This is a genomic window from Helicobacter sp. L8 (genome assembly GCF_003660355.1).
Lineage (GTDB): Bacteria > Campylobacterota > Campylobacteria > Campylobacterales > Helicobacteraceae > Helicobacter > Helicobacter labacensis.
This window is the reverse complement of record NZ_QXQR01000006.1, coordinates 24,812-50,951: the sequence shown is the minus strand read 5'-3', so window position 1 is coordinate 50,951 and position 26,140 is coordinate 24,812. Positions and strand designations below refer to the sequence as shown.

General features: G+C 47.1%; 20 protein-coding genes and 1 pseudogene. 19 read left to right on the top strand and 2 right to left on the bottom strand.

What is annotated here, in order from left to right:
• From folP to EAO37_RS04625, 3 genes are all read left to right on the top strand, one after another.
• Positions 1-1,149, top strand: a complete 1,149-nt coding sequence (gene folP / locus EAO37_RS04635; protein ID WP_120951893.1) for a dihydropteroate synthase — start codon at positions 1-3, stop codon at positions 1,147-1,149.
• A gap of 97 nt (positions 1,150-1,246) precedes the next feature.
• Complete coding sequence (locus EAO37_RS04630) at positions 1,247-2,494, top strand: aromatic amino acid transport family protein (RefSeq protein ID WP_120951891.1); 1,248 nt, start codon at positions 1,247-1,249, stop codon at positions 2,492-2,494.
• A 14-nt stretch (positions 2,495-2,508) separates the two neighbouring features.
• On the top strand, positions 2,509-3,918 hold the full coding sequence (locus EAO37_RS04625; RefSeq protein WP_120951888.1) for an L-serine ammonia-lyase: 1,410 nt from the start codon (positions 2,509-2,511) through the stop codon (positions 3,916-3,918).
• A gap of 23 nt (positions 3,919-3,941) precedes the next feature.
• On the opposite strand, the gene EAO37_RS04620 is transcribed toward EAO37_RS04625, so the two are convergent.
• A complete protein-coding gene (locus EAO37_RS04620; RefSeq protein WP_120945098.1) occupies positions 3,942-4,583 on the bottom strand; it encodes a hypothetical protein in 642 nt (213 codons plus the stop codon).
• 540 nt (positions 4,584-5,123) lie between these two features.
• Between EAO37_RS04620 and EAO37_RS04615 the strand changes: the two genes are divergently transcribed.
• A complete protein-coding gene (locus EAO37_RS04615; RefSeq protein ID WP_120951884.1) occupies positions 5,124-6,233 on the top strand; it encodes a phage minor head protein in 1,110 nt (369 codons plus the stop codon).
• A gap of 653 nt (positions 6,234-6,886) precedes the next feature.
• Here EAO37_RS04615 and EAO37_RS04605 read toward each other — a convergent pair.
• Positions 6,887-7,906: an aliphatic amidase gene (locus tag EAO37_RS04605; RefSeq protein ID WP_120951878.1), complete on the bottom strand. Its 1,020-nt coding sequence runs from the start codon at positions 7,904-7,906 to the stop codon at positions 6,887-6,889.
• Between the two features lie 440 nt (positions 7,907-8,346).
• On the opposite strand from EAO37_RS04605, the gene EAO37_RS04600 reads away from it, so the two are divergent.
• The 15 genes and pseudogenes from EAO37_RS04600 to gyrB all read left to right on the top strand — a co-directional run bounded on the left by EAO37_RS04600 (position 8,347) and on the right by gyrB (position 25,980).
• Complete coding sequence (locus tag EAO37_RS04600) at positions 8,347-8,604, top strand: hypothetical protein (protein WP_120951875.1); 258 nt, start codon at positions 8,347-8,349, stop codon at positions 8,602-8,604.
• Between the two features lie 316 nt (positions 8,605-8,920).
• Positions 8,921-10,522, top strand: coding sequence for an AAA family ATPase (locus EAO37_RS09815; protein ID WP_205589742.1), 1,602 nt, complete (start codon positions 8,921-8,923; stop codon positions 10,520-10,522).
• On the top strand, positions 10,519-11,880 hold the full coding sequence (locus EAO37_RS04590) for an McrC family protein (RefSeq protein WP_120951872.1): 1,362 nt from the start codon (positions 10,519-10,521) through the stop codon (positions 11,878-11,880). Before EAO37_RS09815 ends, EAO37_RS04590 begins: the two co-directional genes overlap by 4 nt.
• A gap of 163 nt (positions 11,881-12,043) precedes the next feature.
• The gene (gene ribE, locus EAO37_RS04585) at positions 12,044-12,664 is read left to right on the top strand and encodes a riboflavin synthase (protein ID WP_120944793.1); all 621 of its coding nucleotides are present in this window, start codon (positions 12,044-12,046) and stop codon (positions 12,662-12,664) included.
• Entirely contained in the window at positions 12,664-12,933 is a 270-nt protein-coding gene (locus EAO37_RS04580; protein ID WP_120944791.1) for an EscU/YscU/HrcU family type III secretion system export apparatus switch protein, read from the top strand. The genes ribE and EAO37_RS04580 overlap by 1 nt, the downstream gene beginning before the upstream one ends.
• Before the next feature lie 94 nt (positions 12,934-13,027).
• Entirely contained in the window at positions 13,028-13,369 is a 342-nt protein-coding gene (locus EAO37_RS04575) for a 4Fe-4S binding protein (protein ID WP_120944788.1), read from the top strand.
• Positions 13,366-14,496: a 2-oxoglutarate synthase subunit alpha gene (locus EAO37_RS04570; RefSeq protein WP_120951869.1), complete on the top strand. Its 1,131-nt coding sequence runs from the start codon at positions 13,366-13,368 to the stop codon at positions 14,494-14,496. The genes EAO37_RS04575 and EAO37_RS04570 overlap by 4 nt, the downstream gene beginning before the upstream one ends.
• A complete protein-coding gene (locus EAO37_RS04565) occupies positions 14,497-15,324 on the top strand; it encodes a 2-oxoglutarate ferredoxin oxidoreductase subunit beta (RefSeq protein WP_120944784.1) in 828 nt (275 codons plus the stop codon).
• Positions 15,325-15,326: 2 nt separating this feature from the next.
• A complete protein-coding gene (locus EAO37_RS04560) occupies positions 15,327-15,893 on the top strand; it encodes a 2-oxoacid:acceptor oxidoreductase family protein (RefSeq protein ID WP_120951866.1) in 567 nt (188 codons plus the stop codon).
• The gene (gene lysA / locus EAO37_RS04555) at positions 15,890-17,812 is read left to right on the top strand and encodes a diaminopimelate decarboxylase (protein WP_120951863.1); all 1,923 of its coding nucleotides are present in this window, start codon (positions 15,890-15,892) and stop codon (positions 17,810-17,812) included. The genes EAO37_RS04560 and lysA overlap by 4 nt, the downstream gene beginning before the upstream one ends.
• Entirely contained in the window at positions 17,802-18,689 is an 888-nt protein-coding gene (locus tag EAO37_RS04550; RefSeq protein WP_120951860.1) for a phosphatidylglycerol lysyltransferase domain-containing protein, read from the top strand. Before lysA ends, EAO37_RS04550 begins: the two co-directional genes overlap by 11 nt.
• Before the next feature lies 1 nt (position 18,690).
• Positions 18,691-20,349, top strand: coding sequence for a chorismate-binding protein (locus EAO37_RS04545; protein WP_162982961.1), 1,659 nt, complete (start codon positions 18,691-18,693; stop codon positions 20,347-20,349).
• A 27-nt stretch (positions 20,350-20,376) separates the two neighbouring features.
• A pseudogene (ppsA, locus tag EAO37_RS04540) lies at positions 20,377-22,781 on the top strand (pyruvate, water dikinase).
• A gap of 2 nt (positions 22,782-22,783) precedes the next feature.
• Positions 22,784-23,482, top strand: coding sequence for a dipeptidase PepE (pepE, locus tag EAO37_RS04535; RefSeq protein ID WP_120951854.1), 699 nt, complete (start codon positions 22,784-22,786; stop codon positions 23,480-23,482).
• Between the two features lie 194 nt (positions 23,483-23,676).
• Complete coding sequence (gene gyrB / locus EAO37_RS04530; RefSeq protein WP_120951851.1) at positions 23,677-25,980, top strand: DNA topoisomerase (ATP-hydrolyzing) subunit B; 2,304 nt, start codon at positions 23,677-23,679, stop codon at positions 25,978-25,980.
• Positions 25,981-26,140 lie beyond the last annotated feature (160 nt).

The following is a 26,140-nucleotide window of genomic DNA, read 5'->3' as shown; positions in this document are numbered from 1 at the left end:
ATGTTTTTAGAACGCATGCACCCGCAAAATTTTGCCTTAGAGTTAGAGCATATCGGTCCACACCCCACCGGGCAAGCCATCATGGCGCAAAAAGCCCAGCTCTTGGCGTTCAAAATCACTAATTTGCCCTTGAGCGCTGCTCTGAGCTTGAAACAAGAAGCCTTGCGCGTGGGCGCGGAATTAGCCACCCCCAAAGATTGCATCTTGGCTAAAAAGAGTCATTACACTTGCTTATTAGTTGGCACTACCGATCAGTTAGAACGCTTGCGCGCCAAGTGCGCCACCCAAGCCTTTGGGCTCAAACGCCTAGCGCATGCGCTCCAAACCCATTTGCAGGCTAGTTATCCTAAAACGCCCGCGCTCATGGGTGTGATCAACCTCACTCCCGATAGCTTTTACCCCCATAGCCGCCACAACACGCGCCAAGCCCTAGAAACAATCTACAAGTATCTAGAACAAGAAATCCCCTACATTGACATCGGAGCGGCTAGCTCACGCCCCTTTAGCGCGCGTGTGAGCCCCCAAGAGGAGATCGCGCGCTTGAAAGACATTTGTCTAGAAATTAAAACCCAAAATCTCACCCAGCGCGCTCTATTTAGCCTAGACACCTACAACCCTAAAAGCGCGGATTTCGCGCTTGGTTGTGGATTCCAACTCCTCAACGATGTCAATGGTTTTAGAGACGAAGAGATGTGCTTGGTGGCGCAACGCTATGGCGCTAAGGTGATCTTGATGCACTCTTTGGGTGTGCCCATGGATATGGATTGCTTTGCCCCCTATACCCATCTGTTTGAAGAGATGGACGCGTTCTTTAGCGCGCAACTAGCGCGTTTGCAGGAATATGGAATTGAGGACATTATCTTAGATGTGGGGATTGGCTTTAATAAAACCACCGCGCATAATGTAGCGCTCATTGGGCATTTGGAACATTTCTTGCGCTTTGGTTACCCCCTACTCGTGGGGGCGAGTCGCAAAAAATGTGTGGGAGAAATTTGCGCTAGGGAGGTGGAACAAAGATTGGCAGGTAGCCTAGCCTTGCACCTAGTGGCTTTGCAACATGGGGCTAGCCTTTTGCGCGTGCATGACACCCAAGCCCATTTGGACATGCTCAAAATCTACCAAGCCTTGCAAACAACCAAGTTACCATAATAAGCATTGGGCGCGCACAAGGGGGGATCGCACGCAATTTTGCATGGGACTTAGGCAAAATCTGTTAGCATGCCACTATCTATTTTAAAGGATTATGATGGCAGAGCAAAAGGGCAAATCGCTCAATTTATTTGACATCCGTTGGATGTGGTCTATGTTTGGCACCGCCATCGGGGCGGGGATTTTATTCCTACCCATTAAGGCGGGCGCGCATGGCTTTTGGCCTGTGGTGGTGATGGCGATCCTAAGTTTCCCAATGACTTGGCTTAGCCACCGGGCACTAGCGCGCTTTGTCAACGCCATAGGCAACCACGACATCACCCATGCTGCTACTTATCTAGGCAAGAATGCCGGCTTTGTCATCACCTTCATCTACTTTTTTACCTTTTACCCGATCTGCCTAGCCTATGGGGTGGGGATCACCAACACCGCCGAATCCTTTTTTTCCCACCAGCTTGGTTTGCACTACTTTGAGCACAACCGCTTTTTTCTAGCCGAACATTTGGTGAGTGGCATGATCTTTGTGATGATCTTTAGCACCACTGTGGTAACGCGCATCGCCAATATCTTAGTCTACCCGATGGCTCTGATTTTGCTCTTGTTTTCCTTTTATCTCATCCCCTATTGGAAAAGCGCGATGCTAAAGGAAATTCCGGGTTTTGGGGGCTTTTTTGCAGCGCTGTGGTTCACTTTACCCGTCCTAGTCTTTTCTTTTAACCACAGCGCGATCATCTCCACTTTCGCCCAAGCTATAGAACGCCGTTATGGGGAGCTCAAGCACTTTAAAACCAACCAAATAGAATTACTCAACACTTCCTTTTTGCTCTTTTTTGTGATGTTCTTTGTCTTTTCTTGTATTCTCTGTCTAGAACCCGCCGACTTCATCAAGGCTAGAGAGCAAAATATCCCCATTTTGAGCTATTTTGCTAACACCCTAGATAACCCCATTGTGGGCTACACCGGTCCCATCGTGGCGTTTTTAGCCATTAGCACTTCTTTTTTTGGGCATTACTATGGGGCTAAAGAGGGGCTTAAGGGGCTGGTGGTGCAAAGCTTTTTTAAGCAGAAACTTAGCCCTAGCCGCCACAAGCAAATTGATGTCAGCGTAACTTTGTTTCTATGGATTAGCATTATTCTAGTTTCTTACTACAACCCAAGCATTTTAGGTTTCATCGAGAGTTTAGGCGGGCCGGCGTTAGCGACCATCACCTTTATCCTACCCATTGTGGCGATGTATAAATTGCCTTCCATGGAATCTTTTAGGAATCCTTGGGTAGATGGTTTTTTATTGATCGTGGGGGTGTTGACCGTGCTCAACGCGATCATCGGTCTTATAGTTAAGTGATCAAAGGAGAACAGATGGATATCCAAACCCAACAAGGGCTCTATGCCCAATCTATGACCTCTATCTTTAAAATTGGCATTGGTCCTAGCTCTTCGCACACCATAGGACCTATGGACGCGTGCGTGCGTTTTTGTGCGCTTTTGCAAGATCGAGGCTTGTTGGAACGCGTGGCGCGCGTCCAAGTTACCTTGCATGGTTCTTTGGCTTTGACGGGTAAGGGGCACTTGACAGATTTAGCTTGTTTAGTGGGTTTGAGTGGGATTAGCGCTAGAAAAGTGAGCGTGGCGCAACGCCAGCAGATCGTCCAAAGAGTGCTTAAAGAACAAAAACTCTATTTAGCCCAGCACCATGATATTCCCTTTGACTTCGGGCGTGATATTCTCTTTGAGAACAAGGCGTTAGCCTTGCATGAAAATGGCATGGTGGTGCGCGCCTTTGATGCGCAGGGGCAGGAGTCGATCCAAGAAACCTACTACTCCACAGGGGGGGGGTTTATTTACACCCAAGAGGAATTGAGCCATAGAAAATCCAGCCCCGCCCACGCCAAACACACCCCTTTTGACTTCAATAGCGCTAAGGAATTAGAAGCCCTATGCGCCACGCACCATTGCCATATCGCCCATATCGTAGCCCAGCATGAAAGCGCGCTATTTGGTCTAGACTACGCGCGTGGTTATTGCCTAGAAGTCTATGAAGCCATGTTAGCCTGTTATGAAAGTGGGGTGCATGCTAAGGACAAACGCCTCCCTGGGTGCATTGGCATGGAACGCTTGGCACCTAATATCCAAGAGCGCATGGCTAAACGCGCCGATGTTAAAGACCCTCTAGCCGTGATGGATTACATGACCATGTATGCGCGCGCCATTAGCGAAGAAAACGCCTGTGGTAATAAAGTCGTTACCGCGCCCACCAATGGCTCTTGTGGGGTTGTGCCTGCTGTGTTACTCTATTGCCAAAACCACATCAAACCCTTGAGCCAAGAAGAGATTGTCAATTTCTTGCTCACATGCTGTGCGGTGGGTTATCTTTACAAAAAAAATGGCTCTATTAGTGGGGCGGAAGCAGGGTGTCAGGCTGAGGTGGGGGCGGCTTCTTCTATGGCGGCTGCTGGATTTGCCTTTGTGATGGGGGGTGGAGTGCACCAAGTCTTAAGCGCAGCCGAAATTGCGATGGAACACCATTTGGGACTCACTTGCGATCCAGTGGGGGGGTTGGTGCAAATCCCTTGCATTGAAAGAAATGTCGTAGGGGCGATCAAAGCCGTAGCAGCCGCGCGCTTGGCTCTAGAAGATGGTTACCAAGCCAAAGTAGGTCTTGATGAAGTGATCTTAACCATGTTGCAGGTGGGTAAGTCTATCGACTCCAAATACCGCGAAACCTCACTAGGGGGTTTAGCGGTGAATGTGCACATCCCTAGATGCTAGGGGAGGGGGTGTGCTAACCTTGTTTAAAGATGGCTGACACCAAAGATTTTTTGGGCGGAGGGAGTCCCTTTGATTTCTGTCTTGGCGACCACGATGGGGTGCATACTAAAGATTTGGAAATCTTTAACTTGGGGCTCTTGATGGGATGAATGGGAAGTCTTGAAGCTGGACACCGCGCTCACGATTTGGTTGAGAATCTTGGCATCAAAGAGCATGGGGCTAGGTTTTCCGCTTTTGAGAGCCTGCATAGTGGGGGCATTCACCAAAACATTGTCAACAACAGAAACAAAGTTCGGCATTTGGTTAATAAAGCAAGGATCGCTAGCCACATTGTTAGCCGATACCCCTTTGTGCTCGTGTTTGGGTTTTTTCCCTGCTTCTTGCCAAGCGATCACCATTTTTGACATGTTAGGAGTCATGTCAGAAACAATTTGGTAAACACCATGCAAAGCTGTGCCTTTTTTGATGAGCACCGTTCCACGCGCGTCTTTGACATTCTGCGCCACCACACAAGAGATTTGCCCGTTCACCTCTGGAATGGCTTTATCGCCAAAATGGCAACTAAAGCTTGCGCCCTGCGCGACCACAAAGTCTTTAGGGCTGTGGCTAGGCGCTGCCAAGCAAAGAGAGCCAAGCAAAGAGAGAGCTAAGATAGATTTTTTCATCGTGTTTTTCCTTATTTTATTGTCGGGATGGCATACCGACATCATCGCCACCCCTTCTTGCGAGTGCGCCAGCGCACAGAGCGTTGAACCAATGCCTAGTCAAGGCAAAAAAGCCAAGAAGCACCAAAGCCTCTTGACAAAAAGAAACCCCCAAAAACGCGCCCCCATCTTTGGAGCGCAAAAGCCACTTGTTCTAAAAAGGCTCACAAATATCATAGCACACAAAGATTAATGGATTTATAGATTAATTTAAGAGATTTTGAGATATTTCTATACATGCCTAAAATCTCACTTGTGAATCTTACACTCATTATTATGTTAACATGCAATAGTCCCGCAAGAGTGCCAAAAAAAAACGCGCACGCAAACGCGTGGGGCAACCAAAGAGGCTTGAGATACCAGTGCCCTTAATCAGCAAGCAGAGAAAAATCAGCCCCCAATGATCAACTTGGTTAATGTTTTGTGAAAACCCCCGCGCACTTTAGCGGTAGTAGCGCGTAAACCCAACGCTTATCTGCCCACTTTTTAAGGAGGACTAGAGTGCGCCTAGGCGCGCTTAGTGTCCATTATGGCGAGTGCATTAGCGCGCTGAGCAAAATCGACACTCTAGTGGCCTACCAAAGCGCGCTTTCAAAAGCCCTAGCTAAGGGGCAAAGTTACGCGCAATTTCTCAAGGCTAACCCCAACTTGTTAAGCGACTTGGATAAAAAGCGCAAAGAGCGCATTTTTAACTACAATTTGATTTACGCCAATACCAAGGGGAAAATGTTGCGCTATGAGAGCGCGCCGCCCATTGAAGACTCTAGCGATGGGGATGGGTGGTATTATGAGTTTCATAGCCGCCATGACGATAGAGCGCGGCATTTAGAGTTTGATAAGATCATTCTGCCCCGCAAGCATCCTTTTTGGCAAACCCACACCCCCCCGCTAGACTGGGGATGCCGCTGTGAGTTGCAAATGTGGAGTGAAAGACAATTAGAGAGAAAAGGCTTGAAGGTGAGCTCTAAAGAGAAGATAGAGAAACTCATGATGGACGCTACGCGTCCAGCGCGCACGCTGGGGCAAAAACGCGGGGCTTTAAGCCCACGCCAACAAGACTTACCACATGGGCGCGCGGGATACGAGGCTAATGTCTACCATTTCCTAGCCCAATTCTTCAACACCAAATTACAAAAATACGCCCACAACCCCCAAGCCACTAGCTTGCTAAAAAATCTCTTAAAAGACATCAGTGCCAAAAAAGCGCGCTTTAAGGCCTTGATCAGACTATCTAAAAACCCTAATGCTAGTATGAATTTTGCAACACTTAGCCCCCAAATAGCTAAGATAGTCGGGGCGACTTCCCCCACAGCGCGCCTTAGCGGGGCACAGATGTTAGGGCACTTAGAAAAACACAAACACACCGATCTATTTGACTACTACCTAGCCCAATACATCTTAGAAGCGCCTACTTTTTTGACAGACCCCAAATACCAGACAAATATAGCCTTTGGCGTGAAATTTGGGCGCTGGTATAAGATCGCCATCAAAGTTTTAGAGGGGGAGAACTGGGTTAGTTCGCTTATGTGGAGCGCAGATGTGAAAAAGATTAAAGATAACTTGGAAAATAAACATTTTCTTTACCGGGATTTAAATTTTAAATGGGAGTAAATGTACCACCCCGGGGGATTATCTCTAAAGAGGACGAGCAGGACCCCGCGCTTAAAGCTACCCCCGTGAGTATCCTAGCCAAATGGCATTTTAAAGGCCTTTAAGCAGGAGGTAGCCCCCACCCGCACGGACTTTCAATCAACAGATCAGCCCTAGATGCGTTGCCTTAGGGGGCACGAGTCATATCCCTGTCGCCGCCGACTATGGAGCCCGCGTATCCCACTTTAAATTTGGCTAGTTTAACATACTTTGCTTAAACCCCGCTTTCAACAAGACGCAAAATTAGCGCGGATGTTTCCACACCAAAGGCGCGCTGGGTGCGTAGCACCCAAATAACTTTTAAGCCCCCAAGAACACGCAGCGCGCTAGCCCAAATAGTGCTAGTGAAAGCGCGCGCGTTTACCCCAATCTGTGCGCTTTCGCGCGTAGCGTCCAAATAGTGTTAGTGGTGGATGGGGTGTATTCCCCCTACGCAAGACACACAAGTTTTTAAGCATACGCACCCTGCCTACTTTACTCGTAATGATGTGAGCAAAAATCCCCAAATTGAACAATATCCCAAGGACATGGCGCGTATGTGCAGAAAATCTTTAAGCATCTCTAAAGCTCCACACCGCAGGTTTTGCGCCAAAAGCCATCTAAACCTAACCCCCTCATTCTTTGGGCAAATCATAAACCGGGCATGTAGCTACACCCACACTAGAGCGGGTGAATTTCTCTACATTCTCTTGGGCTTTTTTGGGATCATTGACCCAAGTTTTATAAAATTCAAAGGGGCATTCTACCACGCCCTTATCCCCATCCCCGCTAGCAAAGACTCCGCTATAACCGCGGTGCAAGAGTTTGAAGAGTTGGTTTTGGCTTTGATCGTATTTTCTAGCATCGCGGATTTGTTGCACAGAGAGTTGGGCATATTGGAGTCCATTTTCTTCTTCTCCGCATTCGCCCAAAGTGCGCCCATCAAAACCGATGATACTAGAGTGTCCAAAATAGGAATACACCCCATCAAAACCGGTGGCATTCGCCACTGCCACATAGCACTGATTAGCCCACGCCATCGCTTTTACCATTGTGATCTGCTGTTCTTTGGCTGGATACATATAACCTTGACAGCGCACAATAAGCTCGGCACCCCTCATCGCACAATCACGCCAAATCTCGGGGTAATTGCCATCATCGCAGATAATCAAAGAAACTTTTAGCCCCTTAGGTCCCTCAACCACATAGGTTTTATCTCCCGGATACCAGCATTCAATGGGGCACCAAGGCAAAATCTTGCGGTATTTTTGCACGATCTCGCCCTTATCATTGATGAGGATCAGAGTGTTATAAGGATTCTTTTGGGCTTGTTCGTGCTTTTCACCCGTGAGCGAAAACACGCCCCAAACTTTGTTTTTCTTGCAAGCCTCAGAAAAAATAGCGGTTTCTTCGCCCGGAACACTGGCTGCTGTGTCAAACATCTCTTGTTTGTCATACATAATCCCCTGCGTGCTGTATTCAGGGAAAATAATCAGATCCAACCCGGGCAAGCCCTGTTTGACCCCACCAATCACCTGAGCGATGTTGTGGCAATTTTCTAACACCTGCGCTTTGGTGTGCAATCTAGGCATTTTGTAATTGATCACCGCTACGCCCACAGTATCAGGGCTACTGCTAATATCTCCATGTCTCATATCATCTCCTTGTAATGCGTTTATTGAGGAGTCTTGAAAAACCCCAAGGGGGCTTTTACAATAGTTGCGTAAACAAAATTGCAACACAAACAAAAACAATTATGATAATTCTTAGCGCGCAATAAAAGCGTTTCAGGGATTGTTGGGGGAGTTTGCGCAATAGCCAGCGGAGATGACAACAAGAGGCTTAGAACCTAGCAAGTTAGCAGAAAAATTCGATCATGTTTTGTCTGATCTCAACTGTCAAAGTGGCTAGAGTATCCAAGAGGTTTTCATCTTGCTATAGGCAGGTTTGTCAAGGCAAGCAGGTTAGCGTGCCAAAAGTTTCTAATTTATAAAAAGATTTTGAGGGGCATAATCCCGAATATGGAATTTATGCTAACATAGAGGACGCGCTAGAAGAGATCGCTGATCATTTCAGAGGACTTTAAGGAAGTGTTATGGAAAAGCTAGAATGGAATGCAGAACAAAAAGCAGAGTTTTTAGGGTTATTGCAGGAGTTTGTGGATTTAGTGGATAAGATTGCAGAGGAAAAGGCGCAAACTAGAACAGCATTAGAAAGTGCGTTCCAAGATGAGCTGAATCTCTTTTTAAAGAGGTGGGGTTATGAATGTCTTGTTAGGATATCTGGTCGTAAGAAACCAGTAATTTCCTTTTTCCGCAAAGAGATTTTAAAAAAAGTGGCTCGTCAATTCTGAGAAAGCCACCCTTAATCGAGGCTTTGATATTTGGTTTGAGTATTCTCCCCTTAGGCGCAATGGATTTATTTGTATAGGTTGCTCCACCGCAACAAAGGTGCAGGGAGGGAGCGAGGAATGCAAAAAATGTTTAGCGCATACTAAGCTCTTTTCTAAACAAGGACAGAAAGTAGAGGCAATACATAAATACGATTACAAGGATTTCAAAGCCGAAATTGAAGAGATCACCAACAAGTTTTTAGATTATGTTAAGATATTTAACGCAATCCCACTAGGAGATTTTGAACCGAAAAACCCCACACAAAAGGAGCTTTCCATGAGCAATTCCCCCAAAACCCCCCTAAACCAAATCCTCTATGGACCTCCGGGCACGGGCAAGACTTATAACACCATTAACAAGGCGTTAGAGATTTTGCTAGGCAAGCAAGGGCAAGAACTAGAGGCAGAAATTCAAAACACACTTGAGGCGTTAGAGTTGGAAATTCCTCAATCCCTCCAAGCTGAGATCGAGAGAGAAGTTGATGACGAGATTAAGGCAGAAAAAACAAACAGAGCCCGCGCTAAAACTTTGTTTGATTATTACAAAGATCAAGGCTACATTGGCTTTGTAACCTTCCACCAAAGCTATGGCTATGAGGAGTTTGTAGAGGGGATTAAGCCGGAAATGGAGAGCGAGCAGGTGTCTTACAAAGTTGAGGCGGGGATTTTTAAACAAATGTGCCAAAGGGCGCAAGAAGCCTTAGAAAATACGGATGCGCATGTACCTAAAGAAATGGTACAGATTGATGCGCATTGGCATGCTTTGTTGGAAGCTTTTACGGCTTCTTTGAGGCAAGAACAAGAGGTTAAGGGACAATGTTACATTGAGCTTTATCAAGGGGAGCAAAAAGAACTCACATGGAGTAAAACAGCAGAAGGGTTCAAGTTTGCAATCACTTACAACCAAGAAAAAGAACCGGTTTCTATTGAGGAGAGCAAATTAAGGGAGTTGTATCAAGCAGACAAGACGAGGGGCATTCAAAAACCTAAGGACATCCATGTTTCTAATACCTCTTACCATTATGCACTCCTTAGAAAACTCACGGCATTTGCGGCTGAATATCTTAAGGAGCAAAATTTAACCAAACCGCCTCTTGAGGTGCGCGAAGAGTCCCCACAAAACTCCGACAAACCCCCCTACATCCTCATCATTGACGAGATCAATCGGGGCAATATTTCTAAGATTTTTGGCGAGCTCATTACACTTATCGAACCTAGCAAACGCATAGGCAGTAGCGAGGAATTGCGGGTAACTCTGCCCTACAGCAAAAAGCCTCCTTTTGGCGTTCCCGACAATCTTTACATCATCGGCACGATGAACACCGCCGATCGCTCTATCGCCTTGCTAGATACGGCTTTGCGCCGTCGATTCGTCTTTGAGGAAATCATGCCTAATCCTGCGTTGCTGAGCGCGAATTGCGTGGGGGTGGATTTGCAAAAACTCTTAGAGGCGATAAACGCACGCATAGAGTTTTTGCTAGATAAAGATCACACGATCGGGCATAGCTACTTTTTGGGGCTAAAAGACTTAGAAGATTTGCAAGATTGTTTTAAAAACAAGATCATCCCGCTTTTGCAAGAGTATTTTTATGACGATCACGCCAAAGTGAATGTCGTGTTGAATGACAATACTATGTTGTCGCCTAAAACAATGCAGAAATTTAAAGAGGGGCATAAAGCCTTAGAAAACATCAATCTAGAGGAATCTCTTAAAGATTTTGTAGACTCTGATAAAAAGGTTTATCACATCAAACCGGGTCCATGGGAAGTTGCCATGTTTGAAAAAATATATAATGATAAAGTGAAGGTAAACAACGAGGCAGGAGAAGGGTCGGCAGGTGAGAATGTGTCCGCTGAATCTTCTAATGAAAACGCATGAAAACCACACCCACGCTCTATTTAGCCGAGTACCAAGCTTTCAGCCAAACAAACATTGAAGAACGCTTAGGAGATCGTAAAGATAAAGCCCCCAAAATATGGGAAGCCCTTGAAAATTTTACTAGACAAGAAGGTAACCATCAATTTTTAAGATTTAGTGGCAACAGCCTCAAAACCCAAAATTATGTGGGTTTGATCCAAGTGCAGGGCTTTTGTATCGAGATTTTGCCTAAAATTTGTGGGCGGGATTTAAGGGATCACGCCCCCGAGTGCCAGCAGCAAATAAGCAAACTTAATCGCGCAGAGTTTCAAGATCGGGTCAAAGAATTTATCAAGCCACAAACCAACTTAGAACCCCTACAAAAGCCCGATTGCTCCCTCTGTTATGCAAAACAAGTTTTATATAACTGCCTAGCCACCCTTAAAGACACGCCCTTTAAACAGAGTCAATTTTCCAAGCTTAGTAGCGCACACTTGCCCTTGCTAGATGTCTTTATCCAAATGTTTTTGGACGCGTGTGCCCAACTCATTAAGCGGGGGTTGAAACGAGATTATCTAAGCATCTCGCAAAATCGCCCCTATCTTAAGGGCAAGCTAGAGTTTGTTCACCATCTCAAATATAATATAATTCACAAGGAACGCTTTTACACGATCAGCGATGAATATAGCCTAGATAACCCGCCTAATCGCCTCATTAAATCCACGCTGGAGATGTTTAAAACCTTGAGCTTAAGTCCTAAAAGCCAAGAGAAGTTAAATAGCGTGCGCTTTGTCTTTGATGAGGTAAGCCCGAGTAAAAACATAGATGCGGACTTTGCCAAAAGCAAGCACGCTAGCCGTTTTAAGGAGTATGAAAATCTTTTGGCATGGTGCGATCTTTTCTTGCGTAAAAAATCTCTCACCCCCTATAAGGGAGTAAATCGGGCGTATGCGTTGTTATTCTCTATGGAAAGACTTTTTGAATCTTTTGTGGGGCATTGGTTGCAAAGAAGTTTAGAAGGGTGTAGCGTGGGTCTGCAAAAACAAAACCGCAAATATCTAATGTTGGATCAACAAAATAGAAAGTGTTTTGAAATGCGCCCAGATATTGTGCTAAGAAAAGATGGAAGAATCCACATTTTAGACACCAAATGGAAAACCCCTGAAAATCCTAGAGATATTTCTCCTGCCGATCGTTACCAAATGTGGGCGTATGCTAGTAAATACGCCTTTATTGAATCAGAATCAAAAAGCAGACAAAGGTGCGTAGGCGTGTGGTTGGTTTATCCTTACCAGAACAGAATGGAATTTGCGATCTACACCTTCAAAGCCAACGAGGGTATTGAGCTCCAAATCAAGTATTTTCCATTGGGCAACTAGGTTAGTCTCATTGGTAGAAAAAAATGCCACTTAGAACAAGGTTTGGTTGTGGGCATTAGCATTTAAATAGCTGGGCGTGTGCTTACAAGCTTTTTATCTCCTATTCCACCAAATTTATATTATAATCTTAAAAAGAACATAGTTTGATCTTGAAGGGGTTAGCTTGTTTAGTGGCGTGATTCACCAAATGGCGCAAGTCAAAACCTTTAACCGCAATGTGTTAGAAGTGTCAAGTGCTTATCGTCCCGCTTTGGGCGATAGCATCGCTGTAAATGGGGCGTGTTTGACGGTTATTGGGCTGTTGAAAGGGGGTTTTGTCTTAGAGTTAAGCGCACACACCCAAGAGTCGATCGCCCTAGAGAATTATGCCCCCGGGGCGCGTGTGCATATGGAGCCGGCTTTACGGCTTGATTCGCGTCTAGATGGGCATTTCGTACAGGGGCATGTTGATGGCATTGGCACCATTGTGGCTATTGAGCCCCATGCGAACCAAGTCAATTTAGAAGTCCAAGCCCCTAACGATTTTTTGCGGCTTTGTATCCCCAAGGGCTCGATTGCGCTAGATGGGGTGAGTCTCACCCTTAGTGAAGTGCATGTCCATAGCTTCAGTCTAACCATTATCCCCTACACCTTTGCTAATACTCTATTTTCTAGCTACAAGAAAGGGCAACGAGTCAATTTAGAAAGCGATCTGTTGGTGCGCGCCTTGGCGCGTTTGTTGCAACGATCCCCACAAGCCAAACCCACTTGGCAGGATGTGGATCGCATTGTGATGGGGTATTGATGGCACTCCCTAAAGCGGTCGCGCTGGCTTATAATGTGGGGCAGGATAGCGCGCCTAAGGTGGTGGCTAGTGGAGTGGGGGAGATCGCGCGCGCGATCGTGAAGAAGGCTAAAGCCTTTGATGTGCCCTTATTTTGCAATGAAGCCCTGGTGGAGTCTTTATTAGATGTGCGTTTGGATACGCCCATCCCACCCGAGCTCTATTCTAGTGTGGTAGAAGTCTTTATTTGGTTGCAGAATGTGGAGAGTCAATCGGAGTTGAGTTCTTAAGTTTTTGTGCATTTTAAGTAGCTTGTTATGTGTAATTTAGCATTTAAATGTTAGGATCGCACTTCTATTTAGTCGTGTCAATCAAGGAGTTTTGATGTCCAAGATGGTAGCTCCTCAGGGTGTGCCCGTTTGGGTGAATGAGGCGCGTTGTAAGGGTTGCGATTTGTGTGTATCTGTGTGTCCGGCTGGGGTGCTGGGTATGGGCGTGAAATTAGATCACATTTTAGGCAAGGTCGCTAAGGTGGCTTACCCAGAAAGCTGTATTGGGTGTTGCAAATGCGAGCTAGGTTGCCCGGATTTTGCCATTTATGTTGCGGAGAAAAAAGAATTTAAATTTGCCAAAGTGTCTAAAGAGGCAGAGCAGAGAGGTGAGCGAGTGCGGGCCAACCATTACATGTTATTGCAAGAGAGTGTGGCTGAGGGGAGAGGACAATGAGAGAGGTGATTTCTGATGGCAATGATTTAGTCGCTAAAGCCGCCATTGAAGCGGGTTGTCGTTTTTTTGGAGGCTATCCCATCACCCCTAGCTCAGATATTATGCATGCCATGAGCGAGCTCTTGCCCGCGCACGGGGGGCATTTTATCCAAATGGAGGATGAGATTGGGGGGGTGTGTGTGTCTTTGGGAGCGAGCATGAGTGGGGTCAAGGCGATGACGGCTAGCTCAGGGCCGGGGATTTCTTTAAAAGTGGAGCAGATTGGCTATGCCTTCATGACAGAAACCCCTCTTGTGATCGTAGATGTCATGCGCTCAGGTCCCTCCACAGGGATGCCCACAAGAGTCGCACAAGGCGATGTTAATTTTTTAAAACACCCCTCGCATGGAGATTTTAAATCTGTAACCTTAGCCCCGGGTAATTTAGAAGAAATCTATAGTGAAACAATCCGCGCTTTTAACTTAGCTGAAATGCTCATGAGTCCCGTCTTTTTGCTTTTAGATGAAACCATTGGACACATGTATGGCAGGGTGTCTTTGCCCGACTTACAAGCAGTGCAGCAAAGCGTGGTGAATCGGCGTGTCTTTGAGGGCGATCCTAAGGACTATAAGCCTTACGGTGTGCCCCAAGACGAGTCAGCTATTCTCAATCCCTTTTTTAAGGGGTATCGTTACCACATTACGGGCTTACACCACGGACCCATTGGCTTCCCCACAGAGGATGCCCAAATTGGGGGCGCGCTCATCGATCGCCTCTTTCATAAGATCGACTCTAAAAGCGACATTGTGTGCAAAAATGAAGAGATGGATTTAGAAGGTGCGGATGTGCTTGTGATTGGCTATGGTTCTAGCGCGTTAGCTATTAAAGAAGCCCTAAGAGATTTAAAAGCGCAAGGGTATCCTAAAAAAATTGGCTTTTTTCGCCCTCTCACTCTGTGGCCCAGCCCGCGTGCCAAACTTGCAGAATTAGGCAAGAGGTTTGAGAAAATCCTCATGGTCGAGCTCAATAAGGGGCAATATGTTTTAGAAATTGAGCATGCCATGGGGCGCAGAGTAGAAGCGTTGTTGCAAGCTGATGGCAGACCTTTCACTCCTAGGCAGATCGCGCTAAAAATAAAGGAGCTCTAAATGGCATTTGATTATGATGAGTATTTACGCGTGGATAAGACCCCTACACTTTGGTGTTGGGGCTGTGGGGATGGGGTGATCTTAAAATGCATTATCCGCGCCATTGATAGCTTGGGCTGGAATATGGATGATGTGTGCTTGGTGAGTGGGATTGGGTGCAGTGGGCGCATGAGTTCGTATGTGAATTGTAATACCGTGCATACCACACATGGGCGCGCGCTAGCTTATGCCACCGGGATCAAGTTAGCCAATGCTAAAAAACATGTCATCGTGGTGTCTGGAGATGGCGATAGCTTTGCTATTGGGGGCAATCACACCATCCATGCTTGCAGGCGTAATATTGATCTTAACTTAGTGTTGGTCAATAACTTCATCTATGGCTTGACTAATTCGCAAACCTCCCCCACAACCCCTAATGGGATGTGGACGGTTACTGCCCAAAGTGGCAATATTGACAACCACTTTGACCCTTGTGAGATCACTATGGCAGCTGGGGCGAGTTTTGTCGCCCGTGAGAGCGTGTTAGACCCCAAGAGATTGGAGCGCACATTAGCAGAGGGCTTTAGCCATAAGGGTTTTAGCTTTGTGGATGTGCATAGCAATTGCCATATCAATTTGGGGCGCAAAAACAAAATGGGCGAGGCAGCCCAAACTCTAGCGTGGATTCAATCCCGTTTGTTGAGCAAACGCCAATACGAAGCCTTGAGCCCAGAGGAGAGGGAGGGCAAGTATCCCACTGGAGTGCTCAAACATGACACTTCTAAGATGGAGTATTGTGAGGCTTACGAGAGTGTGATTGAAAAAGCTTCTAAGAAAGAGAGGAGCTAGCCATGAGTTTAGAATTACGCTTTACAGGTGTAGGCGGGCAGGGGGTCTTGCTAGCCGGAGAAATCTTAGCAGAGGCAAAGATTGCCAGCGGGGGATTTGGCACAAAAACTTCTACCTACACCAGCCAAGTGCGCGGTGGTCCTACTAAGGTAGATATTATCTTAAGTGCTGAAGAGATCATCTACCCCTATGCCAAACAAGGCGAGATCGATTTTATGCTCTCAGTAGCCCAAAGCAGTTACAGCATTTTTAAGGGCGATGTCAAGCAGGGGGGTGTGGTGGTAGTCGATCCTAACTTGGTGTACCCCACCCTAGAAGATGAAGCCAAGTTTCAACTCTACAAAATCCCCATTATTAGCATCGCTAAGAATGAAGTGGGCAATATCATCACCCAGTCCGTGGTCGCGCTAGCAATCACCACTACTCTAATGGATTGCGTGGATCGCGCCCAAGTGATTGAAACGATGATCTCCAAAGTGCCTGCTAAAGTGGCAGAGTTGAATAAAAAAGCCTTTGAAATTGGAGAAGCACACGCACTCAAGGCATTGGAAGCCAAAAAAATCTCTTGAATAAAGACAGCATTGCGCGCATTGCGAGCGCGCACCCTACCCCCTTTTACCTTTACGATTTTGACCAGATCAAAGAGGCGTTTTTAGAGTTTAAAAACGCCTTTAGCGGGGGTAAATCTCTGATTTGTTACGCCTTGAAAGCCAATTCTAATTTAAGTTTATTAGCCCATTTGGCGCGCTTGGGGGCGGGAGCTGATTGCGTGTCTATTTACGAGGTGCGTCGCGCCCTTTTAGCGGGCATCCCCCCCTATAAAATCCTCTTTAGCGGGGTAGGCAAATTGGAGAGTGAGATTATAGAAGCCCTAGAGAGCAAGATTTTATTTTTAAATGTGGAATCTTTTGAAGAGCTTCGGCTGGTTGAGCGCATCGCTACTGATTTAAACACCCCAGCGCGTGTGAGTGTGCGTATCAATCCTAATATTGACCCCCAAACCCACCCCCATATTTCTACGGGTTTATGGGAAAATAAATTTGGAGTAGAGGAAAAAGAAGCGGTGCAGATGTTTATGTTTGCCAAGCAATCCTCCTTTTTAGAACCCGTGGGTCTGCATTGTCATATTGGCTCTCAACTCATCGAGCTAGAACCTATCAAGGAAGCGGGCGAAAAAATGCACGCGCTCGCGCGCTTTTTAATAGCTAGCGGGGTAGAACTCAAGTTTTTAGACATGGGCGGAGGCTTGGGCGTGGATGAGGGCAAGGGTGCTATTAGTATTACTGATTACGCCCAGCCCCTTAAAAGTATCGCGCAAAAACTAGACCTGACTTTAATTTGTGAGCCCGGGCGCAGAATTGTGGCAGATAGCGGGGTGTTGGTCAGTCGCGTGCAATATGTCAAACCCGGTGCCAAGAAAAACTTTGTGGTGGTGGATGCGGGGATGAATGATTTTATACGCCCCGCCTTGTATGGGGCGCGCCATCGTGTAGAAGTGCTCAAACCCCAAGAGGGTAAGGAGGCGATCTATGACATTGTGGGTCCGGTGTGTGAGAGCGCGGATTGCTTTTTAAAGGGGGTGGCTTTAAGGGGGGTGGCTAGGGGGGATTTGCTGGTCTTTAAGCAGGTGGGGGCTTATGGGGCGAGCATGGCTAGCCATTATAATAGCCGTCCTAAGATTTTAGAGCTTGCTCTTGAGGGGGGCGTACTAAGGGTGATTAAACCCAGAGAGGAGTTTTCTAGCCTCATTGCTGGCGAGCGCGCTTGTTTGCAAGAGAGCAGCCTAGAGAGCCAACGCGCCCAGATTGACGCGCTGGACACACAAATTAGTGCCCTACTTACAAAACGCTTTGAGGTGGCTAGCCAAATTGCTAAACAAAAACGCGCACAAGGGCTACCCATCTACAACCCCGCCAGAGAAGCCCAGATTTACACCCAAGTGGGGGGGCAATTAGAGAGCATTTATACAGAGATTTTAGGTGTTTCAAGGGGGCTAGTGATCCCTGAGAGGGTGGGGGTTAGCACGCGCACAAACACAGCTAGAAGGCTTTTAGGGCAGAAATTTAAACTAAAACTCTACAACCCTCTAACGCTTTTTGATGCGATTTTGCTTAAAAGCGTGGATTATGGGCTCTTAGAGGTGCGAAGTAGTCATGCCTACGCTCAAGGGCTCAAAGCCTTAACAGAACTCATCACGCAACAACGCCTAGAGATCGCCCATAGCTTTAAAATCGCGGATGTGTGGTGTTTGCTCGTGGGGCGTTTTGGCTTTTTAGCGCAAGATAACCCCACACGGCGGGCATGGTGGTTTGCTCCCACACACACAAGCCAAGTGCAAACCCTCTTGAGCGCATGCATAGACCCCTATTTTTTAGCCACACCGCTAGGATGCTTGCTAGAAGCCAACGCAGACCTAGAGTTAAGCACCCATTTAGAGCCCCTATGTTTAGGCACTTATTCTACTACGCGGAGAAAAAGTGGAGTTTAAACCCTTAAATTTAGAGCTAAAAGGGCTATTAGACACGCATTTACAGGCGGATAATTTTAGCGTGTCAGATGTGAATTTTACCAATTTGTATTTATGGCGACGCGCTAGGGACATTCGCCTAGCCCTTGTGTGTGGTTGTGTGGTGATTCGCACACAATACCCCAAGCAAGCTCCCTTTTATTTTTACCCCATTGGGGCGGGGGATAAAAAGGGCGCGCTTGCAGAGCTTTTAGCCCACACAAAGGCGCATAACGAAGTCTTAGAGTTTAGAGCCTTGCAAACAGATCAAAGGGCGCAACTAGAGAGTTTTTACCCCAATACCTTTAGTGTTGAAGCCAAGCGAGATCGCTTTGATTATGTCTACCACACCGCCGAGCTCATTGCCTTACAAGGCAAAAAATACCATAAAAAGAAAAACCACCTCAACGCCTTTTTAAAGCAATACCCCCATTTTATCTACGAACCTATCAGCGCGCACAAGCGCGATCAGATTGTGAGTGCCCTTGTAGAGTGGCGCGCTTTAGGGCAAGCAGATCAGGCTTTGGATTACGAACACCAAGGCATTTTAGACGCGTTAGAAGTCTTTGAAGAGTTGCAATTACAAGGGGGGCTTATTTGCATAGAGGAGCGCGTAGTGGGCTTGAGTTTTGGGGAGAGAATTAATGCAGAGATGGCGGTGATCCACATTGAAAAGGCAGACCCACGCGTGCGCGGGGCTTATCAGATGATCAACCAACAACTCCTAGCCCATGCCTTTAAAGATTGCCCCCTAGTCAATAGAGAAGAAGATTTGGGCATTGAGGGCTTGCGCCAAGCCAAAATGGGCTACCATCCTGCCTTTTTGCTTGAAAAATTTCATGCCACCTATAAGGATTGATATGCAAGAAGCCATCTTTGGAGAGTTTCACTACAGCCAACCCCTGCAGAGTTTTCAGGCTTTTCATCACGCCCAATTACAAGATTTATTAGAACGCATTGACGAGCAACGCCACACAGGCTATTTTGTGGGCTATCTGCACTACAACGCCTTAAGCGCGACCGCCTCTAAAACCCCCATTGCCTACTTTACTCAGTTTGCCCATAAGCAACCCTACACGCCCACACCCCCAAAATACATGCCCTTTCACCCCCAAATCAGTACCCCCATAGATTTTAACACCTACGCCCATCAATTTAACGCGATTCAAGAGAGCTTTAGCAAGGGAGAATGCGCGCAGGTGAATTTAACTCTGCCCTTGCATTTAAAAACCCATGCTACACCCCGCGCCATTTTTGAACAAGTGTTGTTAAACCAGCACACCCCCTATTGCGCTTTTTTGCCAAGCCCTTTTGAAACTATTTTAAGCTTTTCACCCGAGTTATTCTTTGATCTAGATTATGCCGCACAGACCATACGCGTCAAACCCATGAAAGGCACAATCGCGCGCGGAACTACCCCTGAGCAAGACGCACACAACCGGGAGTTTTTACAAAACGATCCCAAAAACCGCAATGAAAACACGATGGTAGTGGATTTATTCGCCCAAGAACTCGCCCATATTGCCCACAAGGTGGAGGTTACTAAGTTATGTGAAGTGGAAGCCCACCCGACCCTTTTTCAAATGACTTCTACTTTGGAAGGCACTCTCAAAAGCCCCCAGCTTTTCCCCATTTTAGAGGCGATCTTTCCCTCTAGCTCGGTTACCGGGGAGCCCAAAGCCAAAAGCATGCAACTCATACAAGATTTAGAGCAACACCAGCGGGGGGTGTATTGTGGGGCGATTGGGATTATCGATTCTGAGCATGCTCTCTTTAATGTACCCATCCGCACCATGTGCGCACCTCAAAAGAGCCAAACCCATACCCTCTGTGTGGGCAGCGGGGTAACGCAGGCGAGCCAGCTAGAATCTGAATACCAAGAGTGTTATTTAAAGAGTTTCTTTATTCTACCTAAAATTGAATTTAGCCTCATAGAAACCATGCTAGTGCGCCATTTAGAAATTTGCCATAGAGATTTGCACGCGCAGCGTCTAAAAAATAGCGCGCGCTATTTTAACTTTGCCTATGAAAATTGGCTAGAGACTTATCAGCCCGCTCAAGATGGCATTTTACGCCTTTTATGGCATAGGGACGGCAGTTATGACCTAGAATACAGCCCCCTAGAACCCCCTAAGAGTGTTAAACTCCTCTTAGCCCAAAAACCCCTAGACCCGCGCAACGATTTTTTAACCCACAAGAGCACCTACACCCCGTGGTATGAAGAGGCGCGCGCCCAAATTAAAGAGGGGCTTTGTTTTGATGTGTTGCATTATACTCCTGATGGGCAACTTAGCGAGGGGGCGCGCTCCAATGTCATTTTAGAGATAGAGGGGCAACTCTACACCCCCGCTTTTGACACAGGACTTTTAAAGGGGGTGGGCATTACACACTTGGTTGAGACGGGGCGTTGTGCTCCTAAAGAGTTGGGTTTAGAGGACTTGAGGCGGGCGGATAAGATTTATGCTACCAATGCCATTAGGGGGGTGGTGGAGGTCAAGCTAGATACGCCCATGTTATAATTTCCACACCACATACAAAGGGGTTTTATGCGCTATATCAAATTCTACAAAGAGATCAATAACAGAGATGTTAATTTAGTCGGAGGCAAGAATGCCAGCATTGGGGAGATGTTTCAAGAGCTTGTGCCCAGCGGGATTAAAGTGCCCAATGGTTTTGCGATCACTAGCGATGCCTATTGGTATCTCTTAGAAAAGGGGGGTATTAAAGCCCAAATTGTAGCCTTACTAGAGGGCGTGGATGCGACCGAATTAGATGTGCTCAAAATGCGCTCAAAACAGATTCGCGATCTCATCTTTGGCACGCCTCTGCCTGCTGATCTGCGCGATGAAATCCTGCAAGCCTACAAAATGCTCAGTGAGCAATACCACATGCGCGAAGCCGATGTCGCGGTGCGTAGCTCGGCTACGGCAGAAGACCTGCCCGATGCCTCCTTTGCTGGGCAACAAGACACTTATTTGAATATCAAGGGCAAAACCGAGCTCATCCACTATATCAAGGCGTGTTTAGCCTCACTCTTTACCGATCGCGCTATTAGTTACCGCGCCTCTAGGGGCTTTGATCACTTAAAAGTGGCGCTGAGTGTAGGGGTGCAAAAAATGGTGCGTGCGGACAAAGCCAGCGCGGGGGTGATGTTTTCTATTGACACAGAAACCGGTTTTAAAGACGCGATCTTTATCACTTCTTCTTGGGGCTTGGGGGAGAGCGTGGTGGGGGGGCTAGTCAATCCGGATGAATTTTATGTCTTTAAACCCACTCTAGCCCAGGGCAAAGAACCCATTATCAAACGCCAGCTGGGCGACAAAATTAATAAAATTGTGTATGCCTCTCGGGGGAGCGAACACCCCACTAAAACCATCCCCACCACCCCCAAAGAACAACAAAGCTTTTCTTTGAGCGATAGCGATATTTTAAACCTCGCGCGCGATGCGGCTATCATTGAAGCGCATTACACCAAAGAAGCCGGGCAATACCGCCCCATGGACATTGAATGGGCAAAGGATGGGGATAGTGGAGAGATTTTCATTGTGCAAGCCCGTCCTGAGACCGTGCAAAGCCAAAGTCTTAAGCAGAGCGCTAAGGTGTATGAAAAATACCATTTTAAAAGCGCGCCCCCTGAAGAGGTTTTGCTTACGGGTAAGGCGATTGGGGGCAAGATTGGCATAGGTAAGGTGCGCGTGATCAATAGCTTAGATCACATGAATATTTTCAAAGAGGGGGAGATTCTAGTAACAGATAATACCGATCCCGATTGGGAGCCCATTATGAAAAAGGCGAGCGCGGTGGTAACCAATCGGGGCGGGCGCACCTGCCATGCTGCCATTGTGGCGCGCGAAATTGGCGTGCCCACCATTGTGGGGGCTTTGGGGGCGACCGAATCGCTTTATACGGGCATGGAGGTTACGATCTCGTGTGCACAAGGGGAAACGGGCTATATCTATGCGGGCGCGCATGCCTTTGAGGTGGAGCGCATTGCTTTGGATGCCATGCAAGAGCCTAAAACTAAGATCTATCTTAACATTGGCAACCCGGAGAAGGCGTTTAAGTTTTCGCAATTACCTAATCACGGCGTGGGATTGGCGCGCATGGAGCTTATCATGCTCAACCAGATCAAAGCCCACCCCCTAGCTTTAGTGGATTTGCACCATAATAAAGAAGTGCCCGAGCGCGAGCAGTTGGAAAATTTGATTGCCGGGTATGAAAGCCCTAAAGATTTCTTTGTCAAAAAATCGCTGAGGGGATGGGTATGATTAGTGCTGCCTTTTATCCTAAACCAGTCATTGTGCGCACCAGCGATTTTAAATCCAATGAATACATGCGCATGCTAGGGGGTAGCGCGTATGAACCCCATGAAGAAAACCCCATGCTAGGTTTCAGGGGAGCTAGTCGCTATTATTCAGACCTTTATAAAGAAGCCTTTGGCTGGGAGTGCGAGGCTTTATGCTTGGTGCGTGAAAAAATGGGGCTAACCAACATGAAAATTATGATCCCTTTCTTGCGCACCATTGAGGAGGCTAAAAAGGTCCTAGAGATTTTGCGTAAAAACGGGCTAGAATCGGGCAAAAATGGACTAGAACTCTACATTATGTGCGAATTACCCGTGAATGTGATCTTGGCTGATGACTTCTTAAATCTCTTTGATGGTTTCTCCATTGGCTCTAATGATCTAACCCAGCTCACTTTGGGTGTGGATCGCGATGGGCAGTTGGTCAGCCATGTCTTTGATGAGCGCAACCCGGTGATGTTGGAGATGTTTAAGCGCGCCATTGAGGTGTGCCAAAGGCATGGCAAGTATTGTGGGATTTGCGGGCAAGCCCCCAGTGATTACATTGAAGTAGCGGAGTTTTTGGTTAAGCAGGGCATTAGCTCCCTCTCACTCAATCCGGACTCAGTGATCGCCACTTGGAATAGAATTGTGCAATTAGAAAAGTAAGCATGAATTTACTCTTACTCTCCGGCGCGCTCTATCAGGGCAAGTTTTTAGAATATGCCCTATCTTGGATTGAGGCGTTCTTTCAAACCCACCAGCTTAAAGGAAAACAGCTCGCTTTGATCGCCTATGGGAGTGTGCTTAGAAGTCAAGAAGAATGCGAGGCGAATTTACGCGCGCTCTTAAAGGGTTTTGGTGTGGAGGTGGTGGGCGTGCATAGGGGCTTAGAGATTATCCACACTTGCGCGGGCTTTGTGATGAATGGGGGGAATAGTTTTAAGCTCTTAGAGGGCTTGTACCAACATAACTTATTAGAAGTGATCAGAGCACGCGTGAAAGCGGGCGTGCCTTATTTGGGTTGGTCAGCAGGCTCTAATGTGGCAACTCCAAGTATCCACACCACCAATGACATGCCCATCACTTACCCCCCAAGCTTGCAGGCTTTAGATTTAGTGCCCTACCAAATTAACCCGCATTTTCCCACCGGCTCAGCGCACCATGAGGGCGAGAGTCGTCAAGAGAGAATTGCCGAGTTTTTAGCCCTCAACCCTCAAGCGGTCGTTTATGGCATGCCCGATGGTATGGCATTTAAAGTTGATGGGCACTATGTTCAGATACTCCATCCTTGTAGGGCATTTTTATTCAAGTTTACATACCCTAACCAGATTGCACAGATTGCTTCTGGTAGCGTTTTTGGAATGTAGTAACAAAAGTTGCTACTTTGTGCGCAGGACTGAAGGATTGGGTGGTTTACGCCACCGCATATTAGAGTAGAAACGCCAAGAAAACAAGCCCCGCTCTTACGCGCCCAAAACCCGTAAACTTAAAGGGCGATGGGAGGAGAAAATGCTATAATCCTCGCAGACATAGATGGAACTTTTCTAAAATAAGGCTAGTGATGCACTCTTACATGGGCGATAAAATTAAGGTTCTCAAAGGGCTAGAAGCGGTTAGAAAACGCCCGGGGATGTATATTGGCGACACGGGGGCTAATGGTTTGCACCACATGGTGTATGAAGTGGTGGATAACGCAGTCGATGAGAGCATGGCGGGCTTTTGCGATCACATCAAAGTAACCTTAAGTCAATATGGATCATGCATTGTGGAGGACAATGGGCGGGGTATCCCTGTAGATATTCACCCCACAGAGGGTATCCCAGCTGCTACTGTGGTGCTCACCATTTTACACGCCGGGGGCAAATTCGATCAAGAGAGTTATAAAGTCTCTGGAGGCTTGCATGGCGTGGGGGTGAGTGTGGTCAATGCGCTCTCTATTAAGCTCATTATGACCATTTATAGAGAGGGGCAGATTTATCGCCAAGAATTTGAAAAGGGAATCCCCACCACTCCCCTAGAAGTCATCGGCACCACTAAAAAGCGCGGGACGACCATTGAGTTTTTCCCCGATCCCCAAATTATGGAAGTGGTCGCCTTTGATGGCGCGACCTTAAAACGCCGTTTTCAAGAAATGGCGTATCTGAACAACAAAATCACCCTAGAGTTTCACGACCAACCCGCCCAAATCCATGAAAGCTACCACTATCAAGACGGCTTGAAACAATTCATTATGGACAGCCAAACAACCCCGCTCATCTCTGAGATCATCGCCTTTAGCGCGCAAGTGGAGGGTATGGAGGTAGAAGTCGCACTGGCTTATAATGAAAGCTATGAAGAGCAAACCTTTAGCTTTGTCAATAACATCCGCACGATTGAGGGGGGCACGCATGAAAGCGGGTTTAAAATGGGTTTGAGCAAGGCACTTTTAAATTATATCCAAGAGAACAATGCCTCTAGGGAGGGGGCTAGCGTGGTGCAAGAGGATGTTAGGGAGGGCTTGAGCGCGATCATTAGTCTGAAACTCTTAGACCCCCAATTTGAGGGGCAGACCAAAGCCAAGCTAGGAAGCTCCTTTGTGCGCCCCATTGTGGCTAAACTGGTCTATGAAAAAGTGGCTAAATATTTTGAGGAGAATCCTAGCATCGCTAAGGCGATCGTGCAAAAGGTGCTCTTAGCCGCACGCGGGCGTGAGGCAGCCAAAAGGGCGCGTGAAATCACACGCAAGAAAGACACTTTAAGTGTGGGCACTCTGCCGGGCAAACTGGCTGATTGCCAAAGCAAAGACCCCAGAGAGTGCGAAATCTACTTGGTAGAGGGAGATAGTGCGGGGGGCTCAGCTAAACAGGGTAGAGATCGCGCCTTTCAGGCAATCTTGCCCTTGCGGGGTAAAATCCTCAATGTAGAAAAGGCGCATTTGGGCAAGATTCTCAAGTCTGAAGAGATTAAAAACATGATCACCGCCTTTGGGTGCGGGGTGGGCAAAGAATTTAACTTAGAGAAATTGCGCTACCACAAGATCATCATTATGACCGATGCGGATGTGGATGGGAGTCATATCCAAACTTTGCTGATGACCTTCTTCTTTCGCCATTTAAAACCCTTGATCGAGCATGGGCATGTCTATATCGCCCAACCTCCTTTGTATCGCTTTAAAAAGAAGAAAGTCGAGCGTTATTTGCGCGATGAGCGCGAACTCAACCACTTCTTGATCGAGCATGGGATTGATAGCATGGAAATTGAAGGGATAGGGCGCAATGACTTACTGGATTTGCTCAAAACTCTAAGCGCGTATCGATCTGTGTTGCAGGAATTAGCAAAACGCTCTGTGTTGATCGAAGTATTGCGCGATTTGGTGGAGCACAAGATAGAGGGCTTGGGCTTTGAAGCCATTGCTAAACGCATGGAAAGTCTTTTAAAAAGATTGGATTATCGTGTCTTAACCCAACAAGTTTCAGAACAGGGCGCGCATTTCTTTGTGCAAACCCCCTTAGGGCTTGTAGAGGTAGGGGTTGATCAAGCCTTATTGCAAGACCCGCTATTTTTAGAGGCAAAAACTTTATTTGCGCGTATCGCTGAGATCGACATGGGGGCTTTGGGCATGGATGCGTTAGACTTTTTAGACAAGGTCGAGCAGAATGCTAAAGTGGGGGCGTATATCCAACGCTATAAGGGCTTGGGCGAGATGAATCCCGATCAACTCTGGGAAACTACAATGGCATTAGAAAATCGCGCCCTTTTGCGTGTGGCTTTAGAAGATGAGGCAAAAGCGGATGAAGCCTTTAACTTGCTCATGGGCGATGAGGTTGAACCTAGACGCGAATACATCTACGCGCACGCTAAAGATGTCAAACATTTAGATGTGTAAAGATAGCCCCGATCAAAGTTGCGCCTGTGAATTATACCGGCTCTGCGTTGAGCCTTGCGCTTTTCACTAGAAAGCATAGAGAGGGTGTTTCAAGTGCACGGGGTGGAGTTGTCAAATTGGATCTTTGTGGATGCCCCCCAAAACTACGGCTGGATACTTG